The sequence below is a fragment of the Bilifractor sp. LCP19S3_H10 genome (assembly GCF_052119185.1).
GTDB lineage: Bacteria > Bacillota > Clostridia > Lachnospirales > Lachnospiraceae > Bilifractor.
On the sequence record NZ_JBQKFT010000003.1, the window covers coordinates 72675 to 89556 of the forward strand.

At 50.3% G+C, this 16882-nt stretch carries 12 protein-coding genes and 1 tRNA gene; 5 read left to right on the forward strand and 8 right to left on the reverse strand.

Going from position 1 to position 16882, the window contains the following annotated elements; genetic code table 11:
• Positions 1-82: 82 nt before the first annotated feature.
• The 3 genes from ACTQZS_RS03565 to ACTQZS_RS03575 are packed head-to-tail and all read left to right on the forward strand — an operon-like array spanning position 83 to position 4735.
• A complete protein-coding gene (locus ACTQZS_RS03565) occupies positions 83-2461 on the forward strand; it encodes an endonuclease MutS2 (RefSeq protein WP_441474622.1) in 2379 nt (792 codons plus the stop codon).
• A 22-nt stretch (positions 2462-2483) separates the two neighbouring features.
• Positions 2484-3206 carry a response regulator gene (locus ACTQZS_RS03570; RefSeq protein WP_441099566.1) on the forward strand — a complete coding sequence of 241 codons (723 nt, stop codon included), beginning with the start codon at positions 2484-2486 and terminating at the stop codon, positions 3204-3206.
• 26 nt (positions 3207-3232) lie between these two features.
• The gene (locus ACTQZS_RS03575) at positions 3233-4735 is read left to right on the forward strand and encodes a sensor histidine kinase (RefSeq protein WP_441474623.1); all 1503 of its coding nucleotides are present in this window, start codon (positions 3233-3235) and stop codon (positions 4733-4735) included.
• Between the two features lie 245 nt (positions 4736-4980).
• On the opposite strand, the gene ACTQZS_RS03580 is transcribed toward ACTQZS_RS03575, so the two are convergent.
• From ACTQZS_RS03580 to ACTQZS_RS03615, 8 genes are all read right to left on the reverse strand, one after another.
• Positions 4981-5484, reverse strand: a complete 504-nt coding sequence (locus ACTQZS_RS03580) for a tRNA (cytidine(34)-2'-O)-methyltransferase (protein ID WP_441474624.1) — start codon at positions 5482-5484, stop codon at positions 4981-4983.
• A 99-nt stretch (positions 5485-5583) separates the two neighbouring features.
• Complete coding sequence (locus tag ACTQZS_RS03585; protein WP_441474625.1) at positions 5584-6681, reverse strand: AIR synthase-related protein; 1098 nt, start codon at positions 6679-6681, stop codon at positions 5584-5586.
• A gap of 129 nt (positions 6682-6810) precedes the next feature.
• The gene (locus ACTQZS_RS03590; RefSeq protein ID WP_441474626.1) at positions 6811-8484 is read right to left on the reverse strand and encodes a VanW family protein; all 1674 of its coding nucleotides are present in this window, start codon (positions 8482-8484) and stop codon (positions 6811-6813) included.
• Positions 8485-8547: 63 nt separating this feature from the next.
• Entirely contained in the window at positions 8548-9513 is a 966-nt protein-coding gene (locus ACTQZS_RS03595) for a PfkB family carbohydrate kinase (RefSeq protein WP_441474627.1), read from the reverse strand.
• 717 nt (positions 9514-10230) lie between these two features.
• Positions 10231-10302, reverse strand: a tRNA-Gly gene (locus tag ACTQZS_RS03600).
• Positions 10303-10398: 96 nt separating this feature from the next.
• Positions 10399-11175 carry a nitroreductase family protein gene (locus ACTQZS_RS03605; RefSeq protein ID WP_441474628.1) on the reverse strand — a complete coding sequence of 259 codons (777 nt, stop codon included), beginning with the start codon at positions 11173-11175 and terminating at the stop codon, positions 10399-10401.
• A gap of 230 nt (positions 11176-11405) precedes the next feature.
• Positions 11406-12668: a 23S rRNA (uracil(1939)-C(5))-methyltransferase RlmD gene (rlmD, locus tag ACTQZS_RS03610; protein WP_441474629.1), complete on the reverse strand. Its 1263-nt coding sequence runs from the start codon at positions 12666-12668 to the stop codon at positions 11406-11408.
• Positions 12669-12723: 55 nt separating this feature from the next.
• A complete protein-coding gene (locus ACTQZS_RS03615; protein ID WP_441474630.1) occupies positions 12724-13590 on the reverse strand; it encodes a putative manganese transporter in 867 nt (288 codons plus the stop codon).
• Positions 13591-13718: 128 nt separating this feature from the next.
• Here ACTQZS_RS03615 and ACTQZS_RS03620 point away from each other — a divergent pair, with 128 nt between their 5' ends.
• Both ACTQZS_RS03620 and ACTQZS_RS03625 read left to right on the forward strand, forming a co-directional pair.
• Positions 13719-15191 (forward strand): MBOAT family O-acyltransferase, encoded by a 1473-nt coding sequence (locus tag ACTQZS_RS03620; protein WP_441474631.1) that lies wholly within the window; start codon positions 13719-13721, stop codon positions 15189-15191.
• 133 nt (positions 15192-15324) lie between these two features.
• Positions 15325-16815, forward strand: coding sequence for a DHHW family protein (locus ACTQZS_RS03625; RefSeq protein ID WP_441474632.1), 1491 nt, complete (start codon positions 15325-15327; stop codon positions 16813-16815).
• The last annotated feature ends 67 nt before the right edge of the window (positions 16816-16882 follow it).

Below are 16882 nucleotides of genomic sequence, written 5' to 3' on the forward strand. Positions count from 1 at the left end.
GTATGGCTTTGCCTGTCTCAGATAATGGCATACATCAGACAAAATATATAAGGATTTATTAAGATACAAGGATACAAGATCGATGAACGAACGAGCACTACGAGTACTGGAATACGATAAAATACGAACGAAGCTGGCTTCTCACGCCACAAGCGGACCCGGACGCAGGAAATGCATGGAGCTGGAGCCGTCCCCGGACATCAATGAAATCAAACGGATGCAGCAGGAAACCACGGATGCAGTGAGCCGTCTGTTCCGCAAGGGGAGCATTTCCTTCGGAAATACCAAAAATATCGGTCCTTCTCTGAAGCGTCTCGAGGTCGGGAGTGCGCTCTCGATGACGGAGCTTTTAAATATAGCGGGTCTTCTGGAAAATGCCGCCAGGGTAAAGGCCTACGGGCGGCATGAGAATAATGAGACAGAAGGAGATTCTCTGGATGCGATTTTCGATCTTCTTGAACCCCTGACTCCGCTCTCCACTGAGATCCGCAGATGCATTCTCTCCGAGGATGAGGTTGCGGATGACGCAAGCCCCGCCTTGAAAAACATCCGCCGCCAGATTCAGGTCTGCGGTGACAGAATCCACTCCACCCTGAATCAGATGATGAACGGACCTCTCAGGACCTCACTCCAGGACGCCGTGATCACGATGCGTGACGGGAGATACTGTCTCCCGGTTAAAGCCGAGAACCGCGGAAATGTCCCGGGAATGGTCCATGATCAGTCTTCCACCGGCGCGACGCTCTTCATAGAGCCGATGGCTGTCGTCAAGCTCAACAATGATATTCGTGAACTTGAGATCAAAGAGAAGAAGGAAATCGAGGTTATTCTGGCAAATCTGAGCAATGAGGCCGCCGGGCATATCGAGGATCTCGAGTATGACATGCAGAACATGACCGAGCTTGACTTTATTTTCGCAAGAGGCGCACTTTCTCTGGAAATGAACGCCTCTCAGCCTCTTCTGAACACGGAGGGAAGGATTTCCCTGCGCAAGGCGAGACATCCTTTGATCGAGAAGCACCGCGTCGTTCCGATCGATATTCGTCTCGGCACTGACTTTGATCTTCTGATCGTGACTGGTCCAAACACAGGAGGAAAGACTGTATCGCTGAAAACAGTGGGGCTGCTTACCCTGATGGGACAGTCCGGTCTGCACATACCAGCCCTGGACCGCTCCGAGCTTGCTGTTTTTTCCGAGGTCTATGCGGATATCGGTGATGAGCAGAGCATTGAGCAGTCTCTGTCAACCTTCAGTTCTCACATGACAAATATCGTGAGCTTTCTGGACAAGGCGGACCGGAATTCACTCGTGCTGTTCGACGAGCTCGGTGCAGGTACAGATCCGACCGAGGGAGCGGCGCTTGCGATCGCGATCCTCTCCTATCTTCACGGCAAGGGGATCCGAACCATGGCGACGACGCATTACAGCGAGCTGAAGATCTTTGCGCTCAGCACACCGGGTGTTGAGAATGCTTCCTGCGAATTCAATGTGGAAACACTCCGGCCGACCTATCGCCTCCTGATCGGTGTTCCGGGTAAATCAAACGCCTTTGCGATTTCCCGGAAGCTCGGTCTTCCTGACTACATCATTGACAGTGCAAAGCAGCAGATCAGTGAACAGGATGAATCCTTTGAGGATGTTCTCACTTCTTTGGAACAGAATCGTATCCAGATGGAGAATGACCGGCGTGCCATTCAGTACGAAAAGGAACAGCTGGCCAAAAGGGAAAAAGAGCTCGAGAACAGAGTCCGGAACCTTGAGCAGCAGAAGGAAAAAATCATCCGGAAGGCGAACGAGGACGCGCACAGTATTCTTCAGGAAGCGAAGGACTACGCCGACCAGACAATGAAGGATTTCCGCAGATTCGGCAAGAACGCTATCAATTCCGGAGAGATGGAACGGAAACGAAATGCTCTCCGAAAACAGATGAACAAGACGGAAAGCAAGCTTGCGTTGAAACCCGCGGAACGTCCGAAGAAAGAGCTGAAGCCATCGGATCTGCAGCTGGGAGATTCTGTTCACGTTCTCAGTCTGAACCTGAACGGAACGGTCAGTTCTCATCCGGACAGCAAGGGATACCTCTTCGTCCGCTGCGGCATCATCCGCACAAAGGTTCATATCAGCGATCTTGAGCTCGTGGATGAGCCGGTCATCACTTCGAAGCAGCTTTCACGCACCAGCACCGGAAAAGTAAGAATGTCGAAGGCCATGACAGTTTCGCCGGAAATCAATGTTCTTGGAAAAACTGTTGATGAAGCGGTCGCGGAGCTCGATAAGTATCTGGATGACGCTTACATCGCGCATCTGAACAGCGTAAGGATTATCCACGGGAAGGGTACCGGAAAGCTCAGAAAGGGCATTCACGATTACCTCCGCAGACAAAAGCATGTGGAAAGCTATCACCTTGCCGAGTACGGAGAAGGTGATGCCGGTGTTACCATTGTAAATTTCAAGAAATAAAGAATCCGGAAGGAGGCCGGTCATGGCGGCAAAGCAGAAAATTCTCATCGTTGATGATGATAATAATATAGCGGAACTGATTTCCCTGTATCTGACAAAGGAATGTTTTGAGTGCAAAATTGTAAATGATGGAGAAGCAGCCCTGAAGGCTTTTCCGAGATTCCGTCCCGACCTGATTCTTCTGGATCTGATGCTCCCCGGGATGGACGGATATGAGGTCTGCCGGGAGATCCGCCACAAATCGAAGGTACCGATCATCATGCTCTCCGCCAAGGGTGAGGTTTTCGATAAGGTTCTCGGTCTTGAGCTCGGGGCGGATGATTATATCATCAAGCCGTTTGATTCCAAGGAGCTTGTCGCGCGGGTAAAGGCCGTTCTCCGTCGTTTTCAGAATACTGCCGTCCTCCCGAAGGAAGAACCGGAAACCGTCGCGCAGCCGGCAAAGGCGGTGGAATATCCGGATCTCATTATCAACCTGACCAACTACTCCGTGACGTATCGCGGAGAAAACATTGAGATGCCGCCGAAGGAACTGGAGCTTCTGTATTTTCTTGCCTCCTCACCGAATCAGGTATTCACCAGAGAACAGCTTCTCGACAATATCTGGGGCTATGAATACATCGGTGATACGAGAACGGTCGACGTCCATATCAAGAGGCTTCGGGAGAAAATCAACGGGAACCCGAACTGGACGATCTCTACCGTCTGGGGAATCGGATACAAGTTTGAAGTGCTGAAAAAGTAACGATTGAAAAAAATCGAAAAGGAATCATGCGCAGTCACAAAATCATCCACAAATTCATCTTCCTCTATCTTGTCATCGGCCTTGCGATCTTTATCTTCCTCTCCACGGCGGGCTCGGAGATGATTCAGAAAAAGGTGCTGAATGAAGAAAGCCTGAATCTGTATGAAGAAGCGTCCAATATTGCTGAGGACCGTTCGATTCTCACTTACTCCCGTTCTGCAACAGATGAAATCTCCGAACCCTCGTCCAATACCGAGACGCAGACTCTCTATGACAGCCTTTCCAGACTCTCGCTCTATCAGGGCTGTCAGATCTGGCTGATCAGCCCGAAGGGCAAGGTCTACATGAATACAAGTGAACCTCTGAATACCTATGTTCCCGTGACACTGGACGGATTTGATCCGGTTGCGCTCGGCTCAAACTACTACAGCATCGGAACCTTCTTCCACTATTTTGACACCGACCATCTCAGTGTGATGATTCCGATCACCTCTGATCTGAATATCCGCGGATATGTCGCTGTTCATATGGATATGAAGAAAATTGTTGCCTTGAAGGAAGGTATTCTCGCAAGAGTGCATGTTATGACAGGAGTCATCTACTGTGCCTTTCTGTCTGTACTTGTGCTCCTCTATTTTTCCGTACTTCTTCCGCTCAAGAAGATCACCATCGGCACGGAAAAATTTGCGGAAGGTGATATGAAGTACAATATCCGGGTGAAAGCGCAGGATGAAATGGGCCATCTCGCAGCATCTCTGAATGTGATGTCCGATGAAATCAGCAAAAGCGATGAATATGAGAAGCAGTTCATTGCGAATGTATCCCACGATTTTCGTTCTCCTCTTACTTCGATCAAGGGATTCGTCGAGGCGATCCTGGATGGCACCATTCCCGCAGAGATGCAGGAGCGCTATCTGCGCATCGTTCTGAATGAGACCGAACGCCTGACAAAGCTTACAAACGGCATCCTGACACTGAACAGCATGGACCAGAAAAAAAATCTGCTTCACATCAGCGTTTTTGATCTCAATGAAGTGATACGAAATACAGCTGCTTCTTTTGAGGGAATCTGCACGCCAAGGCAGATTTCCTTCCAGATCACACTGACCGGAGAAAGGCTTCCCGTTCTGGCGGATCAGGAGAAAATCCAGCAGGTTCTCTACAACCTGATTGACAATGCGATAAAATTCAGCCGGGACGGCTCTGTCATCGAACTGGAAAGTGATATCCGGCACGACAAGGTGTTCTGCACGGTCCGTGACCACGGCGCCGGCATACCAAGAGCATCCCTGAACAAGATATGGGATCGTTTTTACAAGAGTGACGCGTCAAGAGGACGCGAGAGAAAGGGAAACGGACTCGGTCTGTCGATCGTAAAGGAAATTATCAATCAACACAAACAGACGATTACCGTGATCAGCACAGAGGGAGTCGGGACAGAATTTATTTTCTCACTGAAGCCGGCTCCTGAAGATCTGACGGAGCCATCGACCATCACGCAGGCGTCACAGCAGCACGATGAATTCTGATCCGGTTTCCGAAAAATTGCCCGGGATTCCGCGACAGTCTTCGGTTCACTCAGCAAACCGCCATTATACGGTTTGTGGTGCCCTGCCTGCGTTTGTGGTGCCCCGTTTGCGGGCATAAGTGTCTGTAAATATAGTCAGCAAAGCATCTGAAATTAAAGCCCGCTGCCTCTCCGCTTCACCACGCTCGCATCTGCTGCATGCAACCGGCCTCTTCGGTCCGCAGATAGTCGGGCGGATCTGCCACATCAGACTCTCCAGGTATAGTTCCGCAGCTGTCCCTCTTCCAGCATTCCCTCAAAGTTGTGCTGACGGAGAGCCTCGTAGAGAACGATTGACACAGAGTTCGCGAGATTCAGAGAACGGATCGTGTCCAGCATCGGAATACGGATTGTCGTTGCCTGATTATCGTACAGGATCTCCTCCGGGATGCCGGCGCTTTCCTTCCCGAACATTATGTAGCACTCGTCTTCAAAGGATACATCTGTATAGCAGCGCGGTCCCTTCGTGGAAGCGTAGTAGATTTTTGCACCGGGATGCTGTCCGATGAAGTCCTCATAATCAAGGTATCTGGTGACATCCAGACTGCTCCAGTAATCCATTCCCGCCCTTTTCACAGATTTCTCCGACAAGTGGAACCCCAGCGGCTCTATCAGGTGAAGGCTTGCCCCCGTGGCGGCACAGGTGCGGCCGATGTTTCCGGTGTTCGATGGAATCTCCGGTTCATGAAGTACAATATTGAAATGTGCCATAGGTTTCTCCGTTTTTTCTGATTATCTCTGATTATCTTTGATCAGCAGTCTTTCCCTCGCCACAATTTGTATATCTCATCCTGCTGTAGCTTTCTTTGATCAGCAGTCTTTCCCCCGCCACAATTTGTATATCTCATCCTGCTGCGGCTTGTCCAGATAACGGATTTCTCCCTGGTTGTGCAGGATTCTGTCTCTTCCCGATGTGGTTCTTCCGATGACTTTTGCTGGAATTCCGGCATTTACAAGTTCTTCCGTCAATGCGTCTCCCCTCCCGGTAAGAACCAGAAGAGAACCTTCCGAATAAATCTGGTATGGATTCAGATTAAAAAACTCACAGATTTCCACACTTTCCTGCCGGATCGGTATCTCCCGCAGATTGATCTCCAGTCCTGCGCCCTCTGCTTCCGCAAGCTCCCAGAGTGCGCCGAACACTCCTCCCTCCGATATATCATGCATCCGTACCGTCTCGCAGTCTGCCCCTGCAATTTCAGCCTCCGGGACGACAGAGAGATCCTCTCTGAATTTTTTCGCGGTCTCGATGATATCTCCGGTAAATCTTCCGGAAAGTATCTTCTCTTGTTCTGAGGCAAGCAGCATGGATGCCGCGATTCCTGCTGATTTTGTCATAACGATGTCGAAGCTGCGCTTCTCATTACAGGATTTCTCCGAACATCTCTCCTTCGCAGCAGACCAATCCGCTTTTGTATGTGCAGCAACGCTGTCTCTCCTGGCGGACGATGCGCACTGAGCCACAGAGCAGCTCTCCCTGTCCGAAGGCACACCGATTCCCGTCACGGCAATGATCTCGCTTCTCACGGACCGACTGACCGTTGTATGACCGCCGGCGATACTTACGCCAAGATTTTCAGCCGTCTGTTCCGCCGCCCGCAGGATTTTCTTCAGGACAGCTTCCCCGGTATCTTCTGTGAGAATGAGGTCCAGAATCACCGCACGGCCCGCCGCTCCCGCAGCGGCGAGATTGTTTATCGCCGCATGGATCGCAAGGATTGTCCGGATCACCGGATCCGCATCAAGATCAAGAGAAACCGATGACGAGATCACTGTACTCTCACCCGTTCTCAGGATGGCGGCGTCTCCTCCCTCATACGGTCCGGCTGTCAGATCAGATCCGCTGTGGCGGATCTCCTTGAGAACAGACCGGTTGAGTACCGCTTCTGAAATTTTTCCAACTCTCATATTATCGCCTCAAAATTTCTGTACCCGATGCTTTCGATTCCTGTAACGAGTCTGACCGGCCATTTCTGACACTTCCACAGTCCGGCCTCTGGCACTGCACCGGATACTGTAGGAATGAAGGTACATTGTTCAATTCTCGATCACATCACTCTCAACAATCGAACCATTGCCGACCGCTGACTGTATCGTTGCCAGATCACCTGTCGCGATGGCTGCCTGAATAGCCTGCAGCGTCTCACTGTCAGCGTTTTCTGTACCGATTGTATAGGTGAGCGGCATCATCGAATAGCTGCTGCGATTTACCAGTTCTTCCGAATCAAGCTGCCCGTTGATGTAGATTTCCTTGTAGAGCTCGGCCTCGACGCCCTGTATACCTCCGGATACCGTAATGCTTCCGTACGGTTCGGAGCTGTCGGTCTCGTATTCCGACTCCACATCCGTCGTGCTGATCGTCCTGCTCTCGAAAGATATCGTCCGGTCAGCATCTCTTGTCTCCTGACCGTAAATATTGAAGGTCAGATAGCCGTTTTTTGTCACCGCCTGTATATAGATCGGCGCGGATGTATTATTCTCAAAGCGGAAGTCCATCAGTCCCTCGGAAATCGACGCATCCAATCCTGGTTCGACATATGATACCAGATAGGAGTGGTTGTGCCGTTCCGTCACTTTGAGCTCAGCTGCCAGAACCGCGTCGTAGAGCGTCGTCGTTGTCTGACACACTCCTCCTCCATAAGACTCTACAACTTTGCCGTTTTCATAGGTGTCACCCGGCAGGAATCCATATTCCTTTGTGGTAGGACCGATGACCTTCTCCGCGGAAAACTCTTCGCCCGGATACAATACCGTTCCGTTGATATGCTCCGCAGCAAGCCTCACATTGGTATCATGGTTCGTATCCCCGGTCTGATAACCGGTCGTAGCGCTTCCCAGAAGATCTGTAATCTTCGAAAGCTCTGTGGACTTGTCCGCATATTCGGTTGTGCTGTACTCCAGTGTAATGCCTCCCTCACCGCCGTGCCAGTCGCTGGCAAAATAGTCCATGATTTTCTGAACCGATGCCTTATTGTTCAGTGCTACTCCGGCCTTCCCGGGTGTGAGCGTAAAGGTGTTGTCATCGTTTAAGACAACGCCGTTTGACTGCGGGCTGCAGTTCAGTGCATTGGCATTTTTCGCGAGCACCGTGCTGACATCAGACCGGGACACCGCAAAATCCAGGTCGAGAACAATCGGTCCGTCCTTTTCAAGCTGCCTCTCCGCCAGAAAACGTTTGAAGATGTTGCCCTTTTTACCGATCGACAATGCCTCATCGACGACATCTTTATTCGTATATGTAAGCCCGAGCGCTCCGGCCGTTGTCCGCACCTGATTGTCTCCTGCGTGCAGAACAATGACATCATCCGAGAGCTCTTTGAGCCTTGTCTCGACAGCCTTTTCCATCTGACTTCGCGTCATATTTGTCACATTGATGTTGTCGATATAGATTCCGTATTTCTTCTGATTGCCATTTCCGGAATTGTCATTTCCGGAAGAAACGGACCGGATTGCTGTTCCCGGGGAGGAAGCTGTCACCGCCTCTGTTCCCTGCAGATTTTCAGCCGAAGACGAAGAAACGGCCACCGCATTTAAGGTGTCCGCTCCCGTCTCCCCTGTATTGTCTGTATTCTCCGCAGCCATCGCCGGGAGAACAAGTGTGACAATCATCAGAAGTGCCAGAATGATGGCGATCACGCCGGCAATCAGCCGGCGTTTCCGCTCCATCCTTTCCCTTCTGTCTGTTTTCTTATGTTCGGTTTTTCTACTCATTCGCACACGCAGTCTTCTGAAAATGAAATGTAATTGTCTGCATCAGATGAAAAGGCAGCCGCATCAGAATTTATCCAGCTTCAGGTTAAAGATCTGCAAAACATCTTTCTTTTCGGGCATTGCGGGAATCGCGCCGCGCTTTTCCACGCAGAGACCGGCTACAATGTTCGCAAATCTTATGAACTCTGCCGCCTGCTCCTGATCGAGATCCTCCGGTCTGATCTTGAACTCGGCAAATCTTGAGAGAAGGCCTCCCCAGAAGGAATCTCCCGCGCCTGTCGTATCGACAACCTTTCTGGTCTGAGAAGGTGCCTTTACCACAAAATTCTTCGTGCGGAGCATCGCTCCGTCCTTACCGAGAGTTACCACGACGCACTTCACTCCTTCATCCAGAAGTGCTCCGGCAGCATCATACGGATCCTCGATATCCGTCAGAAGCTTTGTCTCCTCATCAGACAGCTTCATAATATCCACATACTTGACAACGGAGCGCATCTGCGTCTTGGCCTCTTCCTCACTTTTCCACAGCGGCGCGCGGTAATTCGGATCGTAGGAAATGATCGCTCCTGCCTTCTTTGCCTGTTCTACGGCAAAAATTGTAGCGCTCCTTGCCGGTTCATCGGTGAGTGACAGGGACCCGAAATGGAAGATCCGTGTCTGGTTGATAATGTCCATATTGACCTCGTCCGAGCGGATCATGGTGTCAGCTCCGGGCTTTCTGGCAAACGAAAATTCACGGTCGCCGTCATGAAGCGTCACGAAGGCAAGCGTTGTGAAATAATCAGGATCAATTCTCAGTCCCTCCGTATTGACATGATTCTCGTCCAGCGTCTTTTTGAGGAGACGTCCGTGCATATCATCTCCGACTTTTCCGATAAAGGCGGTTTTCATGCCAAGCCTGGAAGCCGCAACCAGAACGTTAGCCGGAGCTCCTCCCGGATTCTGCTCAAACAGTGTCCTGCCTGCCTCACTGGTGCCGCAAGGCGTAAAATCAATCAGTAATTCACCCATCGCTGTAACGTCATACATAATATTCTCCTCTCAATCTCTGGATTGTAAAGTAAACGTCCATGCCCCGCAAGCGGTGCGACACAATCTGTATAAGTCCCCGCACCACGATGAACTTTATTGAATAGAATCGATGTAAAACTGGCAGATGCGCAACGCTCATGATCAGCGGGTACTCTGTCGCTATTCTTTTTAATAATAGCATAAAAAAGAAGGCGCGCATAGACGATTTCGTTATCCGCATTCCTGCGTTGCTTCTCACCGCTCCATGCTCATACCTGCTGTCGTCGCTGATGTTCTTCGCCCACTGGTGAGTAAGCTCCCCGTGGGCAAGGAAATTGCGACTGGACTTGAAATCGCATACAGTCTCTTACACACGCTTCGCGACAGGCGGCCTGTCTGCGTTTCCGAAATTTATTGGGCCACATACTGTATAAGTCCCCGCGTCACTTCGCTGCTTCGCAGCTTCCGTGCCGCTAACAGGTGACCGACTTCGTCGGTCTGTCGCGGCGTTCGCCCCACCGCTTCACACTTTGTGTGAGCGGATGAGGCTCACTGCCCGCGCATATTCGCACTTCCGTGCCGCTTACGCGTCACTTCGTGCTCATACCTGTTGTCGTCGCTAATGTTCTTGCCCACTGGTGAGCAAGCTCCCCGTGGGCTAAGAACATTGCGACTGGACTTATACAGTAAAAGAGCTCCGAAGACCTGTATGAAAGGCATCCGGAGCTTTTGAGCAGCGCGAGACGGGATTCGAACCCGCGACCCCAACCTTGGCAAGGTTGTACTCCACCCCTGAGCCACTCGCGCACTTACTTATTTACATATCAGCTCGTTTCTTCAAAACTGACGATATTGAGGATACAATAACTGTATCCATTTGTCAATAGATAATTTATTTTTTCTTCAGGATCTCATGATGGCACTCAGAACATATTGATTGTTCGGGAAGCTCTTCTGTGTGATGTTCTCCAGTCGGATCAGATCTACATCCAGCCAGAGTTCTTCTGCGGTAATCATGATGTTGGCAAACATGATTCCGAAGTTTACCTCCTCCCACCGGTACTTCTCCAGATTGTCCGCCTTGTGTTTCTTCGTAAAAACGTGGATCCTGTCGTCGAAAACCACAAATCTCCAGGGCTGAATATTCATCGAGGAGGGAGCATATCTCGCCGCTTCAAGCAGCTGCTTCATCCACGAGCGGGGAACTTCCTTGAACACGCACAGCTCGTCCAGAGGCAGCCTTTTTGCCTCTCCCCTGCTTCTTACCGGAGATTCCTTGCTTTTTCCGAAGGCAAGAATTCCGATCAGTTTCATGCTGCCTTTTTGCTGCAGACTGCCCGGAACCGCTGTACTTCCGACGAAGCATGCACCCAGTCCTTTACAGCACAGATACAGATTCATCTGTTCCATGAGGTATCCCATATTCATCTGGCAGCGCGCCGTATCCCTCGAATAAAAGAGCATATAGTAAGGCGCCTTTACCCGGTGAAGCTGACGGATATGAAAGGATTTTCTGATGTTTTCACAGATCAGGATATCTGTCTCAAAATCTCCAAGCAGATTGGGCAATTCCGCATAGTGAGAACGGATTTCATTGAGCAAACTCTCCTGCAGCGGCTCAAATATATATTTATGAACGGATTTTCTTACAAATATTGCTTCGTACAGATTCATGCCCATCACCCTGAACAAATAACCAAAAATATTATATGTAACATAATTGTAACATATTAATTTATAAATTCAAGGGCAGACATGATTATTTTAAATGTCGGGCAGACATCATTATTTTAAATGTCGGTCACCTGTGGCATCTGCGAGAGTTGCCAATACCTTAGAACTGCGGGAATGCGAAGCACAGAGCTGCCCTCAGCCCTTACAGGATACGGCGTCGTTTTCAGCATGGTGTTTTACTGCTGCAGTGCCACCACTGTCTCTATTGATCCGCTCCACGCAAACATATCCACCGGATATGCCTTACCTGCACGGTAACCGCGTTTTCTGAAATACCGCAGATCTCTGGCAAGCGTCTCCGGGTTGCACGAGATATACACGATCCGTTCCGGCTTCATGGAGGACACGGAATCTATGAAGGTCTCGGTACTGCCCGATCTGGGAGGATCCATGAACAGCACATCCACCTTCTCCCCTGCCGCTGCCATCCTCTCCAGAAATCTTCCGGCATCATCCTGATAGAAACGAATATTCCGCACTCCGTTTATCCGGGCGTTATACCTGGCGTCTCGCACAGCATCCTCATTCAGCTCCACGCACGTAACTTCGCTCGCGCTGCCCGACGCCGCGATTCCGATCGTCCCGATCCCGGAGTAGGCGTCAAAAACCTTCTCCCTTCCAGTCAAAGCAGCCAGCTCAATTGCCTTCCTGTAGAGCACCTCTGTCTGAATCGAATTGATCTGATAGAAGGAAGACGGAGAGATCCGGAATTTCTTCCCGCAGAGGATGTCCTCGATATATCCCTTTCCATAGAGGACAATATTCCTCTCCCCGAGAACCATGCTCGTATTTTTTTCATTGAGATTCAGCACGATTGATGTAATCTCCGGGTGCTCCTTCCGGAGAGCCTTTACAAAATTATTCTTCGAGGGAAAAATCGGAGATGTCACTACCAGAGTCACGAGGATCTGACCGGTCTTATGTCCGACCCGCACCATTACATGGCGGAGCAGTCCATATCCGGAATTCTCATTGTAGATGGTGATCCGGAAAGAAGGAACCAGTCTCCGGATCGTCCCGATGATGCGGTCGGCTCTCTGGTCTTCGATCAGGCATCTCTCGACCGGAACGACACGATGTGTTCCCGCCTCATAAACTCCGGATACGATGCTCCCGTCCTTCTTTCTCTGAAATGCGGCATTAACCTTATTTCTGTAAAAATAAGGATAGGACATGCCGGCAATCTTCTCTGTCCGCGCGAGTCCCTCCAGTTCTTTTCTCACCCGGTTCTCCTTTACCTTCAGCTGCTCTTCATACGTAATATTCCGGAATTCGCAGCCTCCGCATTTCCTGAAAACCGGACATTTCAGAAAATCCGCTTCATCTGTTTGCGGTTCTGCATCTTTTTGATTCATCTTTGCAGCCGCCTTCTGATCTCTCAGATATGACTTCTGATGTTCTGGATTCCGGTCTTTCTTGTTTGTTTTCTGATTCTTCATGGCAACTTCTTTCTTAGTACTACTGACGCTTCTCAAACGGCAGCCTGTTCGCGTCTCAGAAGACGATCCCGAGCCGGTCGATCACAAGCCCCCAGAATACGCCGATGAGATAGAGCGCAATTGTAATTTTGATATTATCCTTCAAATACCTGCGATCCGAGCGGAACAGAATCAGCAGCCCGACGCCGGCACCGATCAACAGGCCGGTCATCATCTGACCCGAGGTCAGGATTCCCTTCAGATAGAGCTCGGTAATTGTGACGGAAGCCCCGCAGTTCGGAATCAGGCCGATCAGCCCGGAAAGCGCTACACCCAGCAATGGCTCCCCGGACAGAAAGGCACCGACCCTTTCCTCTCCAATCCCCTCAATCGCAAGTCCTGCAAGAAAGGTGATGATCAGGATGAAGATCGTAATTTCTATCGTATGGCGAAAGGCGGAGAGAAAAATATTTCCCTCCTCGCAGTGACAGTTGTCCTGCTCACAGAGGTCGTGAATGTGACGATCCTTCCGTGGGTGTTTTTTCCGGTAGACCCGAAGAAATGCATCGACAATCAGGCCGGAAATCGCGCCCAGAATAATCTTTGTCCCGATCACAGATACAATTGTCTTGATATTTACCTGCTCCGAGATGAAGATGGGAAGCATTTCATCAGAGGTTGAGAGAAAAACGGCGAGCAGCGTTCCAACCGTGATCACCCCGCCGGAGTACATGCTTGCCGCGGCCGCGGAAAATCCGCACTGCGGGATCACTCCGGTTGCCGCTCCGACGATCGGTCCGAGACGACGCGCGCGCTGAAGCATCGAAATCGTTTTCTCCTGTGCCTTCTCCTCCAACCATTCCATCAGGAGATATGTAATATACAGGAATGGAATCAGTTTCAGTGTATCCGTCAGTGTATCTTTCAGTACATCCAGCAGCATGATCTCCTCCGTTGTCTACTTGACACATATCTGTTTCCATCATAAACTAGCAATGCGGAAAAACCGCCGATGAAAACACATAAACCTATTTAACACAAAACATAAAAACATATATGATCAGGTGATTTATGACATTTTCCAGTATGTTTTTTATCCTCGGCTTTCTGCCGGCATTTTTTCTAATTTATAAGATATTCCCGAAGCAGTCAAGTAGAAACGTCATACTGCTTCTTTTTTCTATGCTCTTCTATCTGTTCGGCGGCCTTCGTTTCCTGATTCTTCTGACTGCGGAGGCTTTTCTCGGATGGTTTTTCGGTCTCAGGATCGAGAAATCCGCGGGAAAGAAGAGACTGCAAAAAAGTCTTCTGGCGATATCGGTTCTGATTTTTCTAGTGATCCTCGGAGGTTTCAAATACACGGGTTTTGTATTCTCAAATCTCAACCAGGCGCTCGGGACCAAACTGACCGTGCCCTCTGCCGTGCTTCCGCTTGGCATTTCCTTTTATACGTTCAAGCTGATTTCCTACACTGCGGATGTGTATCACGAAAAGGTATCCGCTCAGAAAAGCTTTCCGGTATTTCTCACTTACGTGATCTGTTTTCATACCATATTGCAGGGACCGATTGTCCGTTACACGGATATGCGCAGGGAGCTTGATCACCGCATCATGGACCGACGCACCTTTTCTGAGGGTATGTACCGGTTTTCTCTTGGCCTTGCCAAAAAAACCATCCTGGCAGATCATATGGGGACACTCGCCGATCAGCTTTTTCCGGCTTCCCGTGGAATCGCAGCAGTCTCCCCCGCTTCTGCCATCCTCGGCTCAATATGCTTCACGCTTCAGATGTATCTGGACTTCTCCGCCTACTCGGACATGGCGATCGGCCTCGGCAGGGCTGTCGGATTCCACTATAAGGAAAACTTTAACTATCCCTATATTGCTACGTCTGTAAAGGATTTCTGGCGTCGCTGGCATATATCCCTGTCTTCCTTTTTCCGGGACTACATCTATATCCCGCTGGGAGGAAACCGCAGGGGCTTTGCAAGACAGACGTTAAACCTTCTGGCCGTCTGGCTTCTCACCGGCCTGTGGCACGGCGCGGACTGGAACTTCATCCTGTGGGGACTGTATTATTTTGTGTTTATTTTTCTCGAAAACCTCGTCGGCCGTATCCGAAAGGGGAGAAAAGCAGGCAGCGGCAGCACCGGGCATGACGCGTCGTCGGTTCCCGCCAGAATCCTCGGACATCTGTATACGATTCTGGTGTTCAATTTCGGATGGGTGATTTTCCGGTTCACGGATTTCAGGCAGTTGAAAACAGCACTCTCTTATTTCCTGAACTGGTCCTCCGGCTGGCAGGATGTCTCCATCCTTCTAACGGTGAAGAACAACCTGTTCATCCTGATACTTTGTGTTCTGGTATCAACCCCGCTGTTTCCCGCTCTCTCCCACCGTGCAGAGATTAACATGCAGGAAAAACGTGTGTCCAAAAACGGTTTCTATGCTCTGCGGCTCGCCTTCGCCGGTATCTGTTTTGTGCTGGCGATCTGCGCACTTGCGGGAGCAACTTATCATCCGTTCCTGTATAACCAGTTCTGAGCGGCTCGCATTCACGGCTTATCATCTGAGAAGCCTGCATTCATGACTTATATCATCCGAGAAGCCTGCATTTATGACTTATATCATCTGAAAGGCCCGCATTCATGACCTATCATCTGAGAGGCTTGCATTCATGAAAAATCAAAAGAAAAAAGGAAAAGAAAAAGATATACATAACTATCTCAAAAAGAACGTCCGCTGTCTCAGGCGCTGGCAGAAGCTGTACTGCGCCGCGTTCTGCGTCGGCTTCGGCGTCTTCGGCATTCTCGGTCTCAATATGGATCTTCGCCCGAAAATCTCTCTTCTGGAAAAAAGAACCCTTGCAAAGCTTCCGCAGGTTTCTATCTCCGGCATCTGGAACGGAGATTTTTTCGATGAACTCGTGACCTGGTATTCCGACACCTATCCGACACGTGACGCCATGCTGACCGTGGACTCGGAGATTGAGAACTGGTACGGAATCCGCGGCACTGCTCTGTACGGAACCGCATCAGAGTCAGCCGCAGATGCGATCCCGGATACCTCCTCAGTCAGTCTCGCACCGGTCGTGGATCAAAGCTCGACTGCGGAGAGCATCACCGACGGACAAGCCGTTTCTTCCTCCGACTCCCTGTCGTCAACGGAAAACCGCTCCTCTTCCGCATCTTCCGCAGACGCCGGATCATCCAGTGCATCTGACGCCTCTTCCACGGCGGCACAATCCACGGAGAAGGACGGAACCATTCACGAGGTTCCGGACGCGGTCGGTCAGGTCTACATCACCGGAGACCGCGGATTTGATATTTACTATTTTAATCAGGAAAATGCAGATGCGTACGCCTCGATGATCAATACGGTAAAATCCCGCGTCGGTCAGCAGATGAACCTTTACGATATGATCATTCCGACCGGATTCGGCGTGGATCTCAGTGAAGACGTTCAGAAATCCCTCGGAGGATCCAGTCAGAAGGAGGCCATCCGTTATGCCTACGACAGGATGGATCCTTCCGTAAAAAAGGTCTCCGTATTTGATACCCTTGTCAGCCACAACTCCGAGTATCTGTATTTCCGGACTGACCACCACTGGACCTCCCTCGGCGCATACTATGCGTATCAGGAATTCTGCAAGGCGAAGGGCATCACTGCTCACACCACCAGTGATCTTCAGGAGAAGGATTTCCCCGGCTTCATCGGCACTTACTATTCTCTGAGCAACCAGTCCTCCGCTCTTGGAAATAACCCTGACACTGTACAGGCTTGGATTCCGAACGGAACAAACGAGATGACCTACACTGATCAAAACGGAAACTCATATTCGTATCCGATTGTGGCGGATGCGAGCACCTTTTCATCAGAAAATAAATATCTCGCCTTTATTGCGGGTGATCAGCCCTATGAAGAGATTCATAATCCGGCAATTACAGACGGTTCCTCCTGTCTCATTCTGAAGGAATCCTTTGGAAACTGCTTCGTGCCATGGCTGGTTGATCATTATCAGAATCTGTATGTGATCGATTACCGCTACTATAACGGCAATCTGACGCAGTTTGTATCGGATCATCAGATACAGGATGTCATCTTCCTCAACAATACTGAGGCGGTCACCGCAGACCGGGCAGCGATGATGCTCAATCTGTTCCCGTAAAGGCCTGACGCCCAGCCATGGCGGTAAGCAGCAGTCCTCGCCGGATGTTGTTTCATCTGTTCCCGTG

Excerpts from the sequence above, each read along its gene's own strand:
- ACTQZS_RS03565 (WP_441474622.1), top strand. The coding sequence starts at position 83 with ATGAACGAACGAGCACTACGAGTACTGGAATACGATAAAATACGAACG.
- ACTQZS_RS03570 (WP_441099566.1), top strand. The coding sequence starts at position 2,484 with ATGGCGGCAAAGCAGAAAATTCTCATCGTTGATGATGATAATAATATA.
- ACTQZS_RS03575 (WP_441474623.1), top strand. The coding sequence starts at position 3,233 with ATGCGCAGTCACAAAATCATCCACAAATTCATCTTCCTCTATCTTGTC.
- ACTQZS_RS03580 (WP_441474624.1), bottom strand. The coding sequence starts at position 5,484 with ATGGCACATTTCAATATTGTACTTCATGAACCGGAGATTCCATCGAAC.
- ACTQZS_RS03585 (WP_441474625.1), bottom strand. The coding sequence starts at position 6,681 with ATGAGAGTTGGAAAAATTTCAGAAGCGGTACTCAACCGGTCTGTTCTC.
- ACTQZS_RS03590 (WP_441474626.1), bottom strand. The coding sequence starts at position 8,484 with ATGAGTAGAAAAACCGAACATAAGAAAACAGACAGAAGGGAAAGGATG.
- ACTQZS_RS03595 (WP_441474627.1), bottom strand. The coding sequence starts at position 9,513 with ATGTATGACGTTACAGCGATGGGTGAATTACTGATTGATTTTACGCCT.
- ACTQZS_RS03605 (WP_441474628.1), bottom strand. The coding sequence starts at position 11,175 with ATGGGCATGAATCTGTACGAAGCAATATTTGTAAGAAAATCCGTTCAT.
- rlmD (WP_441474629.1), bottom strand. The coding sequence starts at position 12,668 with ATGAAGAATCAGAAAACAAACAAGAAAGACCGGAATCCAGAACATCAG.
- ACTQZS_RS03615 (WP_441474630.1), bottom strand. The coding sequence starts at position 13,590 with ATGCTGCTGGATGTACTGAAAGATACACTGACGGATACACTGAAACTG.
- ACTQZS_RS03620 (WP_441474631.1), top strand. The coding sequence starts at position 13,719 with ATGACATTTTCCAGTATGTTTTTTATCCTCGGCTTTCTGCCGGCATTT.
- ACTQZS_RS03625 (WP_441474632.1), top strand. The coding sequence starts at position 15,325 with ATGAAAAATCAAAAGAAAAAAGGAAAAGAAAAAGATATACATAACTAT.